The following is a 16,579-nucleotide window of genomic DNA, read 5'->3' on the forward strand; positions in this document are numbered from 1 at the left end:
TCAATCTTCCAGGCAGACGCGATTGCGGCCCTGGCTCTTGGCGCGATACAGCGCGGCGTCCGCGGCGGCCATCAGGCGGCTACGCGTGCCGCATCCCTCCGACAAGGCGGCGATGCCGATGCTGACGGTGATCTGCCGCGGTTCGCCGCCGGGTGCGAACCGTGTTGCGGCGATGGCCTCGCGCAGGCGTTCGGCAAAACTGCCGGCAGCGTAGTTGTCGCATTCCGGCAACAGCACCGCGAACTCCTCGCCGCCGATGCGCGCGGCGATGTCGTCGTTGCGCACGTGGCGATGGATCAGCAGCGCGATCTGCTGCAGTACCCCGTCTCCGGTGGCGTGGCCATAACGGTCGTTGACCGGCTTGAACAGGTCGACATCGATGATGCACAGCGCCAGCGGCCGCTGGTGGCGCAGGGCGCGCGCGATTTCCCGTTCGATCAGCTCGCTGAAATGACGGCGGTTGTAGAGCTCGGTAAGCGCATCGTGCGTGGCGAGCTGGTAGATCTCCTCGTGGTAGCGCGCTTCGACGCTGGTGTGGCTGATGAACTTCAGGATGCTTTCGCCAATGGCGATGTGGTCGCCATCGGTCAGCGTGGCCTCGGAGATGATCTGGTCGTTGACGCGGGTGGTGTTGGTCGCGCGCAGGTCGTGCACGCGGTATTCGTCGCCGTCGCGCCAGATCCGGCAGTGTTCGCGCGAGACACTGCGATGCGCGATGTGCAGGTCGGCCTCCTGTGAACGCCCGACCAGTACCGGCCGATGGCCGATGTCGGCGCGCCGGCCAAGGCCTTCGCCATGGATCACCACCACGCACGCCGTGCGCGGCGGCGACCGAAGCGGTCCTCCGCTGGGCAGCGTGCGCTGGGTGGTGTCGGGGCTGGAGTCGTGCGGAGTCATGCGCCGTCGCAGGATCGATCGCGCGCAGTGTAGCCGCATCGTCCGGGCGCGCAGCTGCATTTAGTACCATTGGCTGGTGGCCGACTGGGGGAGTCGACGATGGCGACACAGGACACTCAAGACGATCCGGACCGCACCCGGCAGCTCGCGACACGCGCAGCGGTCGCGGCACGCGATGGCGACGACACCCTGTCGCCCGGCGCCAGGCTGGGGCGCTACCGGATCGAAGCGCTGCTCGGCCGCGGCGGCATGGGCGAGGTCTATCGCGCCGAGCAGCTGGAACCGGTGCGGCGCACCGTCGCGTTGAAACTGCTGCGCTCCAGGCGCCTGAATGCCCGACACCTGGCGCATTTCGAAGTCGAACGGCAACTGCTGGCGCAGATGCGGCATCCGGCGATCGCCCAGATCTACGACGCCGATACCACCGCCGACGGCTTCCCGTTCTTCGCGATGGAGTACATCGAAGGCAGTCCGTTGACCCGCTTCTGTGCGGAGCACGAACTGACCTTGCGGCAACGCATCGAACTGCTGGTGCGCGTCTGCGAAGGCGTGCAGCATGCGCACCAGAAGGGCGTCATCCACCGCGACCTGAAGCCGGGCAACATCCTGGTCGACCGGATCGACGGCCGCGCGTTGCCGAAGATCATCGATTTCGGCATCGCCACGGCGTCGCTCGCCGATGCCATGGATCCGCGCGAAGTCGCCGGTACCCCCGAATACATGAGCCCGGAGCAGGCCGCGGCGGACCAGGCCCTGGTCGACACGCGCAGCGACGTGTATTCGCTGGGCGTGGTGCTGTATGAACTGCTGACCGGCCGGCGTCCGGGCGTCGGCGGCGAAACCGTTACCGGCAACGCACACACGTTGCGCCTGCCTTCCGAACAATTGTCGACCCTGCCGCCGGATGCGGCCGGCCGCATCGCGCGAGTACAGGGGCTTAGCCTGCCGCACATGCGTCGCACGCTGCGCCGGGAGCTGGACTGGGTGGTGCTGAAGGCGATGCGCCACGACCGCGCAGACCGCTACGACTCGGCCGCAGCTCTGGCCGACGACCTGCGCCGTTTCCTCGACGGTCAGCCGCTGCAGGCGGTTCCCGCCAGGCGCGGTTACGTGGCGGGCAAGTTCGTGCGTCGTCACCGGGGCGCGCTGCTGGCGGCGAGCGTCGCGCTGGCGGCGTTGCTGGGCGGACTGGGCCTGTCGCTGTATGGTTTGTCGCAGGCGCGGGCGCAGCGCGTGATCGCCGAGCAACGCAGCGCGGAACTGGAAAAGGTGGCCGCGTTCCAGCAGTCGATGCTGCAAGGGGTGGACATCGAGGCGATGGGCGTGGGCCTGGCCGACGGCCTGCGCCGTCAGGTGGCACAGGCCAGGCCGGAAGACGGCCCGAAGCTGGAAGCCGCACTGGCGCACGCCAGTCCGCCGGATCTGGCCCGCGAAATGATCGACCGCCATGTCCTCACTGGCGCGCAGCAGGCGATCGAACGCGACTTCCACGACGAGCCGATGCTGTCGGCCGACCTGCGCGAGTCGGTGGCGCGCGTGCGCGTCGCGCTTGGAATGAGCGACAAGGCGGCGATCGATTTCACCGAGGTCGCGGATCGGCGCGAAAAACGCCTCGGCGCCGCGGATCCTTCGACCCTGCGTGCGCGCCAGGAGCAGGGCGATGCGCTGCTGGCAGCCGACCAGCCGGAAGCGGCAAGGCGCGTGCTGGAAGCAACGTTGGCCCACGCCACTGCCTTGCCTGATGCCGATCCGCTGCGGATCCGACTGGAATTGTCCCGCAGCGAAGCCATTTCGCGCCTGGGCGACCGTCGCCGTGCCCTCGACCTGCAGCAGGCGCTCCATCGGCGCAGTGTGGACGCGCGGGGCGAGCGCGACCTGTCGAGCATGGAAGTGCTCAACAGACTGGCGAGCACCCTGGTGGACCTCGGCGAGATAAAGGCGGGCCGCGCGCACATGGAGCGTCTGTTGCCGATGTACAAGACGCTGCTGGGTCCCGAGCACGCCGACACTCTCGCCGCCACCGCGCAACTCGTGGCGATGCGGACGCAGTCCGGTGATCTGGAGCAGGCGCTGGCGCTGCAGCGGGAACTGGTTGGCATACAGAGCCGGCGCCTGGGCCGCGAGCATCCGCTGACCCTCATGGCACGCGGCTATATGGTGAACGTACTGGCGAACATGCGCGGCCGGGCCGAAGAAGCCCTGTCCGAGGCCAAGGCCGTGGTCGAGGCGCGTGGACGCGTGCTCGGTGCCGACAATCCGCAGACTCTACGCGCGCAGTTGAGCTTGGCGACGCTGTACGCACGGCTCCATCGCTATCACCAGACGCTTGCACTCGAGCAGAAGGTGATCGCAGCACGTACACGCGTGCTTGGCCCGCGTCATCCCGATACCGTGTTCGCGTTGGTCAACCATGCCGGCACCTTGCAGAACGACGGTCAGCACCAAGCGGCGCTGGCGCTACTGCAACGGGTGCAGCCGCTGGCCTTCGAGGTATTGGGTGAGCAACATCGACAGGCACAAGTGACCCTGATGATCCGTGGCGATGCTGCATGGGATATCGGCGATCAGTCGGCCGCATTCGCTTCGTATCGCGAACTGCTGGACATCCGCCGTCGTTTGCTGGGTCCGCAGCATGCGGATACCGTGCGCGCGGCGTGGGAGTTCGAGGGAATACTGATCGAGGCCGGCAAGCGCGACGAAGCCTTGCAGGTCAGCCAGGAATACATCGAGCCCCTGCTGAGGATGCCGCCAGACGGCTTGGGCGAAGCGCAGAGGAACATGGTCAGCGCGATACACGAGCAGCGTCAGGAAGATGGCGCGGTGGCAACCGCAGCCTCGCATTGACGCGGCGCTTCACATCACGGGCCGCATCCAGCTTCGGTTCCATTGCACGACAATCGGCAGATCCTTGCGCCAACCAGCGGTAGTGTGCGCCGTGCGCACGAACGAGGTAAATCCATCGTGCGCACAGCCCACGCTACGTTGAGATTGGTGCAGCTCCAGTCTTGTGGGTGCAGGCAACAGCGTTACGGGCTTGCCTTGGCGGCGGTATCCGCCTTTCCAGGGAGGTAGTGCTGCGGCAGCTTCAGGTCGCCATGCTCGGCTTCCCAGAACACAGAGACCACCCACCAGCGCTTGCCGTCGTTCAGCAGCTGGATGCTGTTGATGCCGCGCAGGACGGTGGGCTCGGTTGCCATGCGGCCCTCATAGGTGCTGAACACGTGGGCGATGTGGCCGAACTGCTCGGTGCGGCGCGCGAGCTCGTGTTCGCTGAAGCCCTTCTTGACCAGCAGCTCGCCGGACATGGCGATGTAATCGTTGACTTCAAGCAGGCGCATGCCGACTTCGCCACCGGCGCGAACGCCGGCCGGCATCATGCGGGCGCCGGGAATGAACAGCGAACGCATGCGATTCCAGTCGCGCGCCTGGCCGGCGGGGCCGGAGATCACGTCGTACAGGGCGGCGATGATCGCGTCGATGCTTTCCACGTCCTTCGGTGCGGCAGAAGGCACGGTAATCGTGACCGGATGCGGATTGGTTGTCGGCGGCGATTGCGCGAACGCAGGCACGACGAAGGACAGGGCAAGCGCTAGCAGCAGCTGCGATCGCATGGCGGCTCCCGAAAGGATGGACAGGTGTCTGGATGGCCCGCACATGGATAGCATCGCGGCTCGCCGGCATACAGTGTCGGAAGCCATGATCGCAGAGCCATCGCGATGGCGCGGCTATTCGCCCGGCTTGGCTGCTTCCACCGGTGCGGTCGTCGCCGAGCGACGTGCGAGCTGCGCTTCGCGATGCGCGATATAGGCATTGGCGGCGAAGATGATCGCCGCGCCGACCACGACCCAGCGATCGAGGCCTTCGCCGAACCACAGCCAGCCGGCGAGCGCGACGATCGGCAATTGCATGAAACTGATCGGCGTCAGCGCCGACACGTCGCCCAGCTTGAGCGCGCGCGTCCACAGCAGCTGGCCGCCGGTGCCCAGCACGCCGGCGCCGACCGCCCACAGCCAGGCGATGCCCTGCGGCCATTGCCACACGAAGAGTGCGGGTATCAGCGACAACGGCACCCAGAACAGGTACGTATAGAGGACGATGGTGTCGGCGGAATCGACGCGCGACAGCTGCTTGATCTGGATCGCGACGATGCCGCTGAGCACCGCCGCCGACAGCGCGATCAGGGTGCCCGCGCTGAACTCTGCGCTGCCCGGCCGCACGATCACCAGCACGCCGATGAAACCGAGGATCACCGCCGACCAGCGCCGCAGGCGCACCTGTTCCTGCAGGAAGATCACCGCAGCGATGGTGACGAATAACGGCGTGGAGTACGACAGCGAGATCGCCTGCGCCAGCGGCAGGTGGCCGATCGCCCAGAAACCACACAGCATCGACGCGATGCCGATCGCACTGCGCAGGAAATAGCGCGGCAGCTGGGTCGTTTTCAGTACGCCGGGCCAACTCCGGTGCAGCAGTGGCAGCAGTGCGAGCAGGCCGAAGAAGTTGCGGAAGAAAGCGATCTCGAATGTATGCAGCGTCTGCGATGCCAGGCGTATGGCGAGCGCCATTAGCGCAAAGAACACCGTACTGCCGAGCATCAGCAGCGCAGCGCGGGTGTGGGGAGAAGCGGAGCGGGTTGTCATTTCTGGTTGCTTTTTTCTTGAGCAAAGGCAAACAGCCTCACCACTCTGCACCGATCAATCGCGGCTCCGGTTCCAATGCGACACCGAAGCGCTCGCGCACCGAATCGGCGATCCGCCGCGCCAGGTCCAGCAGCTGCATCCCGCTGGCCGAACCATGGTTGACCAGCACCAGCGCATGCCGCTCGGACACGCCGGCATCGCCGTCGCGATGGCCTTTCCAGCCGCAGGCGTCGATCAGCCATGCCGCCGACAGCTTGCGCGTGGCGGCGCCGTCGACGCGGAACATCGGCAGCGCCTCGTATTGCGCCTGCAGGGCTTCGGCCCGCGCCAGCGGCACGATCGGATTCTTGAAGAAGCTGCCAGCATTGCCGATGACGGCAGGATCGGGCAGTTTTCGCCTGCGCAGGCGGATCACCGCTTCCGCGACCTGCAACGCGTCGGGCTCGTTGTCGATGTGCATGGCCGCCAGTTCGTCGCGGATGCCGGCATATTCCAGTTGCGGCATGCCGCTGCGCGACAAGACGAACTCGACCGCTGTGACGATGTGGCGATCGGGCTCGCGCTTGAAACGGCTGTCGCGGTAGGCGAAGTCGCATGCTTCACGGTCCAGTCGCACGTGGCGCCGGCCGTCGTGCTCGAAAGCCTCCACCGCATGGATCAGCGTTTCCACTTCAACGCCGTAGGCGCCAATGTTCTGGATCGGCGCGGCCCCGACGGTGCCGGGAATCAGCGCCAGGTTTTCCAGGCCACGATAGCCCTGTTCGAGCGTCGCCATCACGAACGCATGCCATTGCACGCCGGCATCGGCACGGATCACGACGTGATCGCCATCGTCGGCGATGACGCGGAAGGCGCGCGAGCCCAGCGCGAGCACCGGTCCGTCCGGGTTGCCGGCGAAGAGCAGGTTGCTGCCGCCGCCAAGCACCAGCGGACATGCCTCGTCGGATTCGGAGGCGAGTATTTCGGCCAGAGCGTCCGCGTCGTCGACTTCGATCAGCTTGCCGGCGCGCGCGTCGACGCCAAAGGTATTGCGTGCGCGCAGCGAGGCGTCGCGGGTGATCCGGTACGCCGTGCTCATGGGCGCGACACGCCGCCCGTGCTCGGTGCTTCCTTGCGGCGACGGATCGCTTCCACGCATTCGCCGATCAGGCCCGGCCCGCGATAGACCAGGCCGGTGTAGAGCTGCACCAGGCTGGCGCCGGCCGCGGTCTTGGCCACGGCGTCGGATGCGGACAGGATGCCGCCCACGCCGATCAGCGGAATCGACTCGGGCAGGCGCGTGCGCAGGCGGCGCAGCGCCGACGTGGACTTGCCCAGCAGCGGCGCACCGGACAGGCCGCCGGTTTCGTGCGCGTGGCGGTGGCCTTGCACCGGGAAGCGCGACACCGTGGTGTTGGTGGCGATCACCCCGTCCACATGCAGATCGGCCAGCACGCGGCTGGCTGCATCGATGTCCTCGTCGGACAGGTCCGGCGCGACCTTGACCAGCAGTGGCACGCGCCGGCCGTGCTGCACGGCCAGCCCCTCCTGTGCGTCGCGCAGGGTGCCGATCAGGCGTCGCAGCGACTGTTCTTCCTGCAGTTCGCGCAGTCCGGCGGTGTTGGGCGAGGAGATGTTGACGGTGACGTAGTCGGCCAGCGGATACACGCGTTCGAGGCAGACCAGGTAATCGCGTTCCGCCGAATCGTTCGGCGTGTCCTTGTTCTTGCCGATGTTGATGCCGAGCAGGCCGCCCTTGCGCTGCGACCTTTCGACGTTGCGCGCCAGCGCGTCGACGCCGTCGTTGTTGAAACCGAGACGGTTGATGATCGCCTGGTGTTCCGGCAGACGGAACATGCGTGGCTTGGGATTGCCCGGTTGCGGCCGCGGCGTCACCGTGCCGATTTCGACGAAACCGAAGCCCAGCGCGAGCAGCGCATCGATGTGCGCGCCGTTCTTGTCGAGCCCGGCTGCCAGCCCGACCGGATTGGGGAAGGTCAGGCCGAAGGCCTTGCTCGGGAACGGTTGCGGCCGCCGCGCCAGCAGCGAAGTGGTTCCGCTGCGGTAGGCCGCCTCGATGGCGCGCAGGCCGATGCTATGCGCATGTTCCGGATCCAGGCCGAACAGGAAGGGACGGGCGAGGGCATACATCGTCAGGACTGCAGTCCCAGCCAGACCATTCCGCCGAAGAACAGCACGAAGACGAACAGGGCGAGGATGCCGACCACGATCGCGGTGTAGCCCAGCACCAGTCCGGCAACCGCCAGCGCGTCGCCTTCCAGGCGCTGCGGTTCGCGGTTGATCTCGCCGCGCGCCATGTGGCCGGTGATGATCGCGCCGATGCTGCCGATCAGCGGCAGCGCGGTCCAGCCCAGGATGCCGGCGATCAGGCTGATGATGGCGAGCGTGCTGGTTTGGCGGATGGGCGTGCTCATCGTGCTCTCTCCTGGGTGCGTGGGAAGAGTCGGCCGGTCACGGTGACCGGCCGCCGGCGAGTATCTCAGAACTCGAACTTGATGCCCTGCGCCAGCGGCAACGCATCGGAGTAGTTGATCGTATTGGTCTGGCGGCGCATGTAGGCCTTCCAGGCATCGGAACCGGACTCGCGGCCGCCGCCGGTTTCCTTCTCGCCGCCGAACGCACCGCCGATCTCCGCACCGGAGGTGCCGATGTTGACGTTGGCGATGCCGCAGTCGGAACCCGACGCCGCGAGGAAGGCCTCGGCCGCTTTCAGGTTGGTGGTGAAGATCGACGAGGACAGGCCCTGCGGTACCGCGTTCTGCAGTTCCAGCGCCTGCTCGAGCGTCGAATACTTCATCACGTACAGGATCGGCGCGAAGGTTTCGGTCTGCACCACTTCGGCATCGTTGCCCAGGCCGGTGACGATGGTCGGCAGCACGAAGTTGCCCTTGCGATCGGTCAGCGCCCTGCCGCCGGTCTCGACCTTGCCGCCGGAAGCCTTGGCCTTCTCGACAGCGGCGAGGTACGCCTGCACCGCATCCTGGCTGTTGAGCGGACCCATCAGGTTGGCCGGGTCGGTCGGGTCGCCGATCTTCTTCTCGACTTGTCCGTAAGCGGTGACCAGTTTCGCCAGCACGTCGCCGTAAATCTTTTCCTGTACGAACAAGCGGCGCGTGGTGGTGCAGCGCTGGCCGGCGGTGCCGACCGCGCCGAACACGATCGCGGGAATCGCCAGTTTCAGGTCGGCGGTCTCGTCGACGATGATCGCGTTGTTGCCGCCCAGTTCCAGCAGGCTGCGGCCCATGCGCAGGGCGACGCGCTCGCCGACATTGCGGCCGACCTTGGTCGAACCGGTGAAGCTGACCAGCGCGATGCGCCTGTCGTCGACGAACGACGAAGCCAGTTCGGTACCGGCATCGTTGAACAGGAAGAACAGGTCGGGGAAGCCGCCCTTCTTCAGCGCTTCGTTGCAGATCTTCATCGACGCGATCGCCGACAACGGCGTCTTCGGCGACGGCTTCCAGATGCTGATGTCGCCGCACACCGCCGCGACGAAACTGTTCCATGCCCACACCGCGACCGGGAAGTTGAACGCCGAGATGATCCCGACCAGGCCGATCGGATGCCACTGCTCGTACATGCGATGGCCGGGACGCTCGCTGTGCATGGTCAGGCCGTACAGCTGGCGCGACAGGCCGACGGCGAATTCGCCGATGTCGATCATCTCCTGCACTTCGCCGTCGCCTTCCGGCTTGGACTTGCCCATTTCGAGTGCCACCAGCGAACCGAGCGCGTCCTTGTGCGTGCGCAGCGCGTCGGCGCAGAGGCGGATCGCCTCGCCACGACGCGGCGCCGGAGTGCTGCGCCAGACCTTGAACGCCGCCTGGGCGCGCTCGACGATCAGGTCGTAATCGGCCTGCGACGAAGCCTGCACCCGCGCCAGCACTTCGCCGTCGGTCGGGTTGACCGGCTCCAGCACGCCGGCATCGCGGGTTTTCGACCATTCGCTGTTGCCCAGGTAGGTGCCGGATTCGTTGTCGGTCAGGCCGAGCGCGGTGAGAACGGGGTGGGTCATGGCGTTGTCTGCTCCTGGAACATGGGGAAGCCCGCGCCGGACGCGCGGAACAAGGGCGAAGGGTTCCGCTGCGGGCGGCATGCATGGCGCTGGCCGCTGCGAATGGCGGCCCCGGCGCGATTCGAACGCACGACCTTCCCCTTAGGAGGGGGACGCTCTATCCAGCTGAGCTACGGGGCCACAAGCGACGAATTATCACAGATAGGCCCAGCGGCCGCAGCTATCCTAGAAGAATGCCGGCCTTCTTGCGTTTGTTTCCGCTGCTTCTCATCCCCTTGCTGATGCCTGCGCACGCGACCGAGCCGGTGCGTCCGCGCACGCTCGATACCGTGGTCGTCACCGCCACACGTGGCGAGGACGACGCGCTGCTGGTGCCGGCGGCGATCGACCGCATCGATGCCGATGCGATCCGCCGCGCGCAGCCGCGGGTGAATCTGTCCGAATCGCTGCAGCGCGTACCCGGCGTGCTGGCACGCGATCGCCAGAACCAGGCGCAGGACCTGCAGATATCGATCCGCGGCTTCGGCACGCGCGCCAGCTTCGGCGTGCGCGGCGTGCGCCTGTATACCGATGGCATCCCGGCGACGATGCCGGACGGACAGGGCCAGGTTTCGCACGTCGCGCTGGAGGCCGCCGGGCGCATCGAGGTGCTGCGCGGGCCGTTCTCCGCGCTGTACGGCAACTCCTCAGGCGGCGTCATCCAGGTGTTCAGTGCCGCGCCGCCGGCGCGACCCGAACTGGCCGCCGCCGTCGCTGCAGGCAGCGACGGCTTGTGGCGCGGCGCCTTGTCCTGGCGTGGGCCCTGGCAGCGCGGCGATGGCGGATACCGGATCGATGCCGGCGCCTTCGCCAGCGACGGTTATCGCGAGCACAGCCGCGCGCGCCGCGACAACGCGCAGCTCGCGCTGGGTAGCGACTTCGGCACGGATGGCGAGTTCCGAGTGATCGCCAATGCGCTCGACTCCAAAGCCGACGATCCGCAGGGGCTCACGTACGAACAACTGCAGGTCGATCGCCGTGCCGCCAGCGCCGGCGCGCTGCTGTTCGATGCCCGCAAGCGCGTGCGCCAACAGCAACTCGGCGCGCACTTCGAACATGGCGTCGGGCCGGGCCGGTTCGGCGCGACGGTACATGGCGGCGGTCGCGATACCGTGCAGTTCCTGACCGTGCCGGTGGCCGCGCAGCGCAACCCGCTCAGCAGCGGCGGCGTGATCGACCTGGATCGCGGCTACGGCGGCGTCGATGCGCATTGGCAATGGCAGGGACAACTGGCGACGCGTCCGTTCACGCTGACGGCCGGCATCGAATACCAGCGCTCCGACGAGCATCGTCGCGGCTACGAGAATTTCGTCGGCACGCAACTGGGCGTGCGTGGCGCATTGCGCCGCGACGAACGCAATCGCGTCGACGGCAACGACCAGTACCTACAGGCGGACTGGGAGCTCGCGCCGCGCTGGCGCATCGATCTGGGCGTGCGCCGCAGCCGCGTCGCATTCCGTTCGCGCGATGCCTATGTCACCGCGGACAACCCGGACGACAGCGGACGGCTCGATTACGCGCGAACCACGCCGGTCGCCGGCCTGCTGTTCCGTGCCAGCGACTGGCTCAGCCTGTACGCCAATGCCGGCAGGGGATTCGAGACGCCGACTTTCAACGAGCTGTCCTATCGCAGCGATGGACTGAGCGGACTCAACACCGCCTTGCGCGCTGCGACCAGCGACAACATCGAGGCCGGCCTGCGTGCGCGTCGCGGCGACACCCGCGTCGGCTTTGCCGTGTTCCGCAGCGATACCGCTGACGAGCTGGTGGTCGCTGCCAACCAGGGCGGCCGCAGCACCTACGCCAATGCGGCGGCGTCGCGCCGGCAGGGCGCCGAACTGTCGTGGTCCGGCGCGTGGTCACCGCGCTGGCAGTACGCGCTGGCCTATACCTGGCTCGATGCCCGCTACCGGGAAGCGTTCGCCGTGTGCGGCGCCGCGCCGTGCGCGCAGCCGGACAACGTCGTCGCCGCTGGCAACCGCATTCCCGGACTGCCGCGCCACAACGGCTGGGCCGAACTGCGCTGGCTGCCGGTCGACGATTTCGACATCGCACTGGAAGCGCACGCGATCAGCGACGTGTTCGCCGACGATGGCAACACTGCTGGTGCGCCGGGATATGTCGCTTTCGACCTCAGCGCGCAGCGGCGTTGGCGGTGGGGTGTATTCGAGGTCACCGGCTTCGCCCGGATCGACAATCTGTTCGACCGCGACGCAATCGGGTCGGTGATCGTCAACGAGAGCAACGGCCGCTATTACGAGCCGGCGCCGGGCCGGCGCTGGCTGCTGGGTCTGGATGTGGTGCTGGCGCGGGACTGAACGGAGCGGAACCCGATTCCGGCCTGGCGGCAGGCTTCTCGCCGCCGGCCCCAATGGCAGGTTGCCAAAATGGCCAAAAAGGGTATATTAGCCTCATCCCAGTCCACAGGAGCGGGAAGATGGTCCAGACACTCAGGCTCGATGCGATCGAGGACCTGCCGCGCACGCCGGCATCCGACGTGAAAAAGCTCGGCTGGCGCGGCGTCATGAAGACCATCGGCCGCATCGGCAAGGTCGTGGTCACCAACCACAACGAGCCCGAGGCGGTCATTCTCTCCGCCGGGGAATACGACGCCATCCTGCAGGCGCTGCACGAAGCCGGATCGCGACACGAATCCGCGCTGGATGAACTTCGCCAGCGCTTCGACGAGCGCCTGGCGTCGCTGCAGTCCGTCGATGCCGGTGATCGCCTGCGTTCGCTGATGCGCGCTCCGGTCAGGCTCGGCAACAAGGTCAAGGCCGGCACCGGCCATTGATGCCGCGTCCGGTCCTCTACGTCCTGGCCGGCGTCAACGGCGCGGGCAAGAGTTCGATCGGTGGATACCTGCTGCGGCAGGCCGGACTGGACTGGTTCAACCCGGATACGTTCGCGCGCGAGCTGATCGCGGCGACAGGCTGCGAGCAGACCGAAGCCAATGCGATGGCCTGGCAGGAAGGCATGCGCCGGCTGGACGACGCCATCGCAAAGGGCGGACATTACGCCTTCGAAACCACGCTCGGCGGCCGTACCGTTCCTGCCAGGATCAAGGCGGCGACCGCGACCCACGACGTGATGATCTGGTTCTGCGGGTTGTCCTCGCCCGATCAGCACATCGCTCGCGTCAAGGCGCGGGTCGCGGCCGGTGGCCATGACATCGCAGAGGCCAGGATCCGCGAGCGCTATCCAACCGCGCTGGAAAACCTGATCGCGCTGATGCCGCATCTGGCCCACCTGCAGGTGTACGACAACAGCGTCGATGCCGCGCATGGCGAGGCGATTCCAGATCCCGTACTGGTGCTGGAAACGATCGCAGGCAGGCTGGTGCGTCCGGCCGACCTTGCGTCGCTGCAGCGGACGCCGGAGTGGGCCAAGCCGGTGGTCGAAGCGGCGTTGTCGCTGACGATCGGGTGAGTGTGCGTTCCGGGGAATGTCTGCCGATCAGGCAGAAGCGCTTTCCGACTCCCCGCCAAGCACCTCGGCCAACGGCAACAGCACGTGGAACGTGGCGCCTGCGGAGGTATTGCGGGTCGCCCAAAGGGTTCCGCGATGGGCCTGGATGATGGTGCGGCACACCGTCAGGCCCAGTCCCATGCCTTCGCGCTTGGTCGAGACGAAGGCCTCGAAGATCCGTTCGAGATCCTCTTCGGGAATGCCCCGGCCGACGTCGCTGACATCGATGCGGATGCCGTCCGGCGCGCGGCCGGTGCATATCGCCAGCGCGCGCCCGCCATGCAGGTCGCCCATCGCGTCGCAGGCATTGATCACCACGTTCAACAGCACCTGCTGCAGCTGCACCGGGTCGCCATTCACCGCCGGCAGCCCAGGCGCCAGGTCCAGCGAGACCGACACGCTGCGGTTGAGCAGGTCGTTGCTGACCATGCGGATCACGTCCTGCACGACATCGTTGATCTGCAGCGCCTGGTGGTCGACGGGGTCCTTGCGCAGCATCGCGCGCAGTCGCCGGATCACTTCTCCGGCGCGCTTGTCGTTCTCGACGATCTGCACCAGGCTTTCCCGTACTTCGACGAGGTCCGGGGTTTCGCGGTCGAGGAACCGCAACGCCGCCTGCGCGTTGCTCAGCACCGCGGTCAGCGGCTGGTTGAGTTCATGCGCAAGCGAGCCTGACATCTCGCCCAGCAGGGTGATGCGCGACAGGTGGGCCAGTTCGCTGCGTTGCAGCGCAAGCTCCTTCTCGTAACGCAGGCGTTCGCTGATGTCGATGATCGATGCCAGCGAGTACAGGTCGTCGGCAATGCGGATCGGGTTGAGTGCGACCTCGATCGGGACGCGGCCGCCATCCTTGTGGCATCCGGACAGGTCGCGGGCGATCACCGGCTTGTCGCCCGGCGTGCGGATAGGTTCGCGCGAACGCTGTGGCCGCGCCAGCGACGGCACCAGCGTGTCGATGTCCAGGTCGAGGAGTTCCGCATTGCTGTAACCGAACACGCGCTCGGCCTGGGTATTGGCCAGGGCGATGGCGCCGTTGCCGTCGATCATCAGAATCGCGGTGGGCGAGTACTCCACCACCAGGCGGAAGCGCTCTTCCGCCTGTCGCTGGCGAGTGATGTCGAGCACCACGCCGCGCAGCAGCGACGGAGAACCGGCGGGCGTGGGTTCGACCCGACCGGTGGCGGCCAGCCAGCGCAGACTGCCATCGGGCTGCGACATCCGGAACTCGCACTGGAAGTTGCCGGTGCGTTGGAGCGCTTCGTCGCGCGCACGCGCCACGATCTCGCGATCGAGTGGTGACACGCGCGCCAGGAAAGAGTCGGCGTCGATGCGGCCTTCCCCCTCCACGCCGAGCAGGGCGCTGCCGGCTTCCGTGAGCCAGGCCTTGCGCTCGTCGACATGCCAGTTCCACAAACCGATGCCCACTGCATCGGCGGTGAAGCGGAATCGCTGTTCGCTGCCGCGCAGGCTGGATTCGGTTTCCCGCAGCTGCTTCTCCAGCATCGCGGCACGGATCACGCTGCCGCCAAGCTCGTAGCTCATCACCAGCAGGACGGCGAGGAACGGCAGGTTCAGTCCCAGTGGCGCCTGGAGCCAGCCGAAGGCCACCAACATCGACCAGCCACTGGTCAGCACGACGAACGCGATCATGCTGCCGCAGACCAGCAGCACCCGGCGCCGTTCGTCGCGATCGCGCGTGCGTCGCCAGACCGCCATGATCGTGTCGACCAGGAACAGCACCAGCAGCAGATCTGCGATCTGTGCGAACAGCACCCACGGGCTGGCGGTTCCGATGGGCGTGGCCACCATCACGCCGCCCCACAGCTCGATTGGCTGCAACTCGGTGATCTGCCGGAATCGCAGGCTGCCGCCGGAGAGGAGGCCGGGCAGGGTGATGGCGACGCGCAGCGCGCACGCGGTCCAGCCGATCCAGGCGCGCCCGGCGCGGAAATGCAGCAGCACGAAACCGACCAGCGCGATCGCCAGGATGGCGACCGGCAGGTGCCCCCAGCGCAGCAGCGCGGCGTACTGCTGCGGCGTCTGCGCGCGCATCAGCAACAGCTCGAAGATCGCCAGCATGCTGACCGCGCCGGCGGCCAGCGTGAACATCAGCAGGGCAGGCTGGTTGCGCTGCCTCAGCCAGATCAGCAAGTGGAGAAGCCCCAGTGCCAGGCTTACGCCGCCCAGCGCGGGCCAGATGATATCGACCCAGGTCATGGCCGGCATCCGTCGCACGCATGCATCGTGCGAACAGGCGCGCAGGAAACGCGGGACGAGCCATCCTTCGCCGAAGCCGTGCCTATCGCGGCTTGCCGTCCAGCACCCACTGGATGGCGTCGAGCAGTGCCTGGTCGTCGACCGGCTTGCGCAGGAACATGCGCGCGCCCAGCGCGCGTGCCCAGGCTCGCGTCTCCTCGTCGTCGCGTGCCGACACGGTGATCACCGGCAGCCCGACATGGCGCTGGTTGAGCTGCGCCTGCACGTCGGGACCGGTCAGGCTGGGCATGGTGATGTCGAGCAGCACGCAGGCGTTCGGACCATCCTCGACCTCGGCGAGGAACCGCTCCGATGATTCGTAGGCGCGCGGCTCGAGTCCCGCGGCCCGGAGCAGCCGCGCGAAGCCGGCCCGGACGGCATCGTCGTCGTCGACGATGTAGACCACCGCGGATTTCGACACCCTGGCCACTGGCCGGCCTCCCGTTGTTGTCCAGGGCGATGCCGGCGGCCAATCGCAACCGGGCTTCGTCAACGGGCGGCTGTTGCATTTCCCGCCCGCGCCCACGTTGAGCCGAAGCGGGTTGGAAAGGTATGGGACCTTGATCCCATCCCGCCGCAGTCTTGGCTGGCGGACAGGGGGCCTGCGCCGTGCGTGGACCAGCCACCTAGACGGTGCTCTCCAGCTGGTCGCACAGGTGCACCAGTTCGGCGACCGAACGTACCTCCATCTTGGCCATCACCCGGCCGCGATGGACCTTCACCGTCTTTTCCGCGATGCCCAGGTCGGCAGCGATCTGCTTGTTGAGGCGACCGACGATCACGTGGTCCATGACCTGCCGTTCGCGCGCGGACAGTCGCTGCATCCGCAGATGGATACTGTCGGCAAGGTCGTGGCGGGCCCGGTCCATGCAATGCCTTGCGATCGCGTCGGAAATGGCCTGCAGCAGGACGTCGGCATCGGCGGGCTTGAGCAGCACGTCCGCCGCGCCGTATTTCATCGCCTGTACGCTGGTCGGGACATCGCAGTTTCCGGACAGGTAGATCACCGGCAGCGACACGTGGTGCTCGCGCATCCAGTCGTGCAGTTCCGGGCCGCTCATGCCGGGCATGCGCACGTCGAGCACGACGCAGCCGATCCTGACCTGGCTGTTGCTGGCTAGGAAGTCCTCCGCGGAGGCGAACACCTCGGCTTTCCATCCCGCCGAACGCAGCAGCCGGCCGACGGCATCACGGACGTCGGCGTCGTCATCGATCAGCAATACCGTCGCATCGGCATTCACGGGCTTCTCCCTGCTGGCCGCAC

The 16,579-nt window shown here is 67.1% G+C and carries 14 protein-coding genes and 1 tRNA gene; 4 read left to right on the top strand and 11 right to left on the bottom strand.

The genetic code is table 11. From position 1 onward, the window contains the following. Positions 1-897, bottom strand: a complete 897-nt coding sequence (locus IP90_RS06705) for a GGDEF domain-containing protein (protein ID WP_158635294.1) — start codon at positions 895-897, stop codon at positions 1-3. 99 nt (positions 898-996) lie between these two features. Here IP90_RS06705 and IP90_RS06710 point away from each other — a divergent pair, with 99 nt between their 5' ends. Then, positions 997-3,741, top strand: coding sequence for a serine/threonine-protein kinase (locus tag IP90_RS06710; RefSeq protein ID WP_144898856.1), 2,745 nt, complete (start codon positions 997-999; stop codon positions 3,739-3,741). A 182-nt stretch (positions 3,742-3,923) separates the two neighbouring features. On the opposite strand, the gene IP90_RS06715 is transcribed toward IP90_RS06710, so the two are convergent. The 7 genes from IP90_RS06715 to IP90_RS06745 form a co-directional block, all read right to left on the bottom strand. Continuing rightward, positions 3,924-4,508 carry a hypothetical protein gene (locus IP90_RS06715; RefSeq protein WP_199753417.1) on the bottom strand — a complete coding sequence of 195 codons (585 nt, stop codon included), beginning with the start codon at positions 4,506-4,508 and terminating at the stop codon, positions 3,924-3,926. 114 nt (positions 4,509-4,622) lie between these two features. Continuing rightward, positions 4,623-5,537: a DMT family transporter gene (locus IP90_RS06720; protein WP_144898857.1), complete on the bottom strand. Its 915-nt coding sequence runs from the start codon at positions 5,535-5,537 to the stop codon at positions 4,623-4,625. Positions 5,538-5,574: 37 nt separating this feature from the next. Then, positions 5,575-6,615 (bottom strand): UDP-N-acetylmuramate dehydrogenase, encoded by a 1,041-nt coding sequence (gene murB, locus IP90_RS06725; RefSeq protein WP_144898858.1) that lies wholly within the window; start codon positions 6,613-6,615, stop codon positions 5,575-5,577. Beyond that, positions 6,612-7,667, bottom strand: a complete 1,056-nt coding sequence (locus tag IP90_RS06730; protein WP_144898859.1) for a quinone-dependent dihydroorotate dehydrogenase — start codon at positions 7,665-7,667, stop codon at positions 6,612-6,614. The genes murB and IP90_RS06730 overlap by 4 nt, the downstream gene beginning before the upstream one ends. A 2-nt stretch (positions 7,668-7,669) precedes the next feature. Then, positions 7,670-7,951, bottom strand: a complete 282-nt coding sequence (locus tag IP90_RS06735) for a DUF4190 domain-containing protein (RefSeq protein WP_144898860.1) — start codon at positions 7,949-7,951, stop codon at positions 7,670-7,672. 65 nt (positions 7,952-8,016) lie between these two features. Further along, positions 8,017-9,552 (bottom strand): L-piperidine-6-carboxylate dehydrogenase, encoded by a 1,536-nt coding sequence (amaB, locus tag IP90_RS06740; protein ID WP_144898861.1) that lies wholly within the window; start codon positions 9,550-9,552, stop codon positions 8,017-8,019. 103 nt (positions 9,553-9,655) lie between these two features. Next, positions 9,656-9,732: transfer RNA gene (locus tag IP90_RS06745), tRNA-Arg, on the bottom strand. Between the two features lie 101 nt (positions 9,733-9,833). Between IP90_RS06745 and IP90_RS06750 the strand changes: the two genes are divergently transcribed. The 3 genes from IP90_RS06750 to IP90_RS06760 all read left to right on the top strand — a co-directional run bounded on the left by IP90_RS06750 (position 9,834) and on the right by IP90_RS06760 (position 13,020). Next, entirely contained in the window at positions 9,834-11,909 is a 2,076-nt protein-coding gene (locus tag IP90_RS06750; RefSeq protein ID WP_158635295.1) for a TonB-dependent receptor family protein, read from the top strand. A gap of 119 nt (positions 11,910-12,028) precedes the next feature. Next, positions 12,029-12,385 (top strand): type II toxin-antitoxin system Phd/YefM family antitoxin, encoded by a 357-nt coding sequence (locus tag IP90_RS06755; protein WP_144898863.1) that lies wholly within the window; start codon positions 12,029-12,031, stop codon positions 12,383-12,385. After that, a complete protein-coding gene (locus IP90_RS06760; protein ID WP_144898864.1) occupies positions 12,385-13,020 on the top strand; it encodes an ATPase in 636 nt (211 codons plus the stop codon). Before IP90_RS06755 ends, IP90_RS06760 begins: the two co-directional genes overlap by 1 nt. 27 nt (positions 13,021-13,047) lie before the next feature. Here the strand turns inward: IP90_RS06760 and IP90_RS06765 are convergent, their stop codons facing one another. The 3 genes from IP90_RS06765 to IP90_RS06775 form a co-directional block, all read right to left on the bottom strand. After that, the gene (locus IP90_RS06765; protein WP_158635296.1) at positions 13,048-15,276 is read right to left on the bottom strand and encodes a PAS domain-containing sensor histidine kinase; all 2,229 of its coding nucleotides are present in this window, start codon (positions 15,274-15,276) and stop codon (positions 13,048-13,050) included. Positions 15,277-15,358: 82 nt separating this feature from the next. After that, positions 15,359-15,745 carry a response regulator transcription factor gene (locus IP90_RS06770; RefSeq protein ID WP_158635297.1) on the bottom strand — a complete coding sequence of 129 codons (387 nt, stop codon included), beginning with the start codon at positions 15,743-15,745 and terminating at the stop codon, positions 15,359-15,361. A gap of 196 nt (positions 15,746-15,941) precedes the next feature. Beyond that, positions 15,942-16,556, bottom strand: coding sequence for a response regulator transcription factor (locus tag IP90_RS06775; protein ID WP_144898867.1), 615 nt, complete (start codon positions 16,554-16,556; stop codon positions 15,942-15,944). Positions 16,557-16,579 lie beyond the last annotated feature (23 nt).

This window comes from Luteimonas cucumeris, from assembly GCF_007830035.1.
GTDB lineage: Bacteria > Pseudomonadota > Gammaproteobacteria > Xanthomonadales > Xanthomonadaceae > Luteimonas_C > Luteimonas_C cucumeris.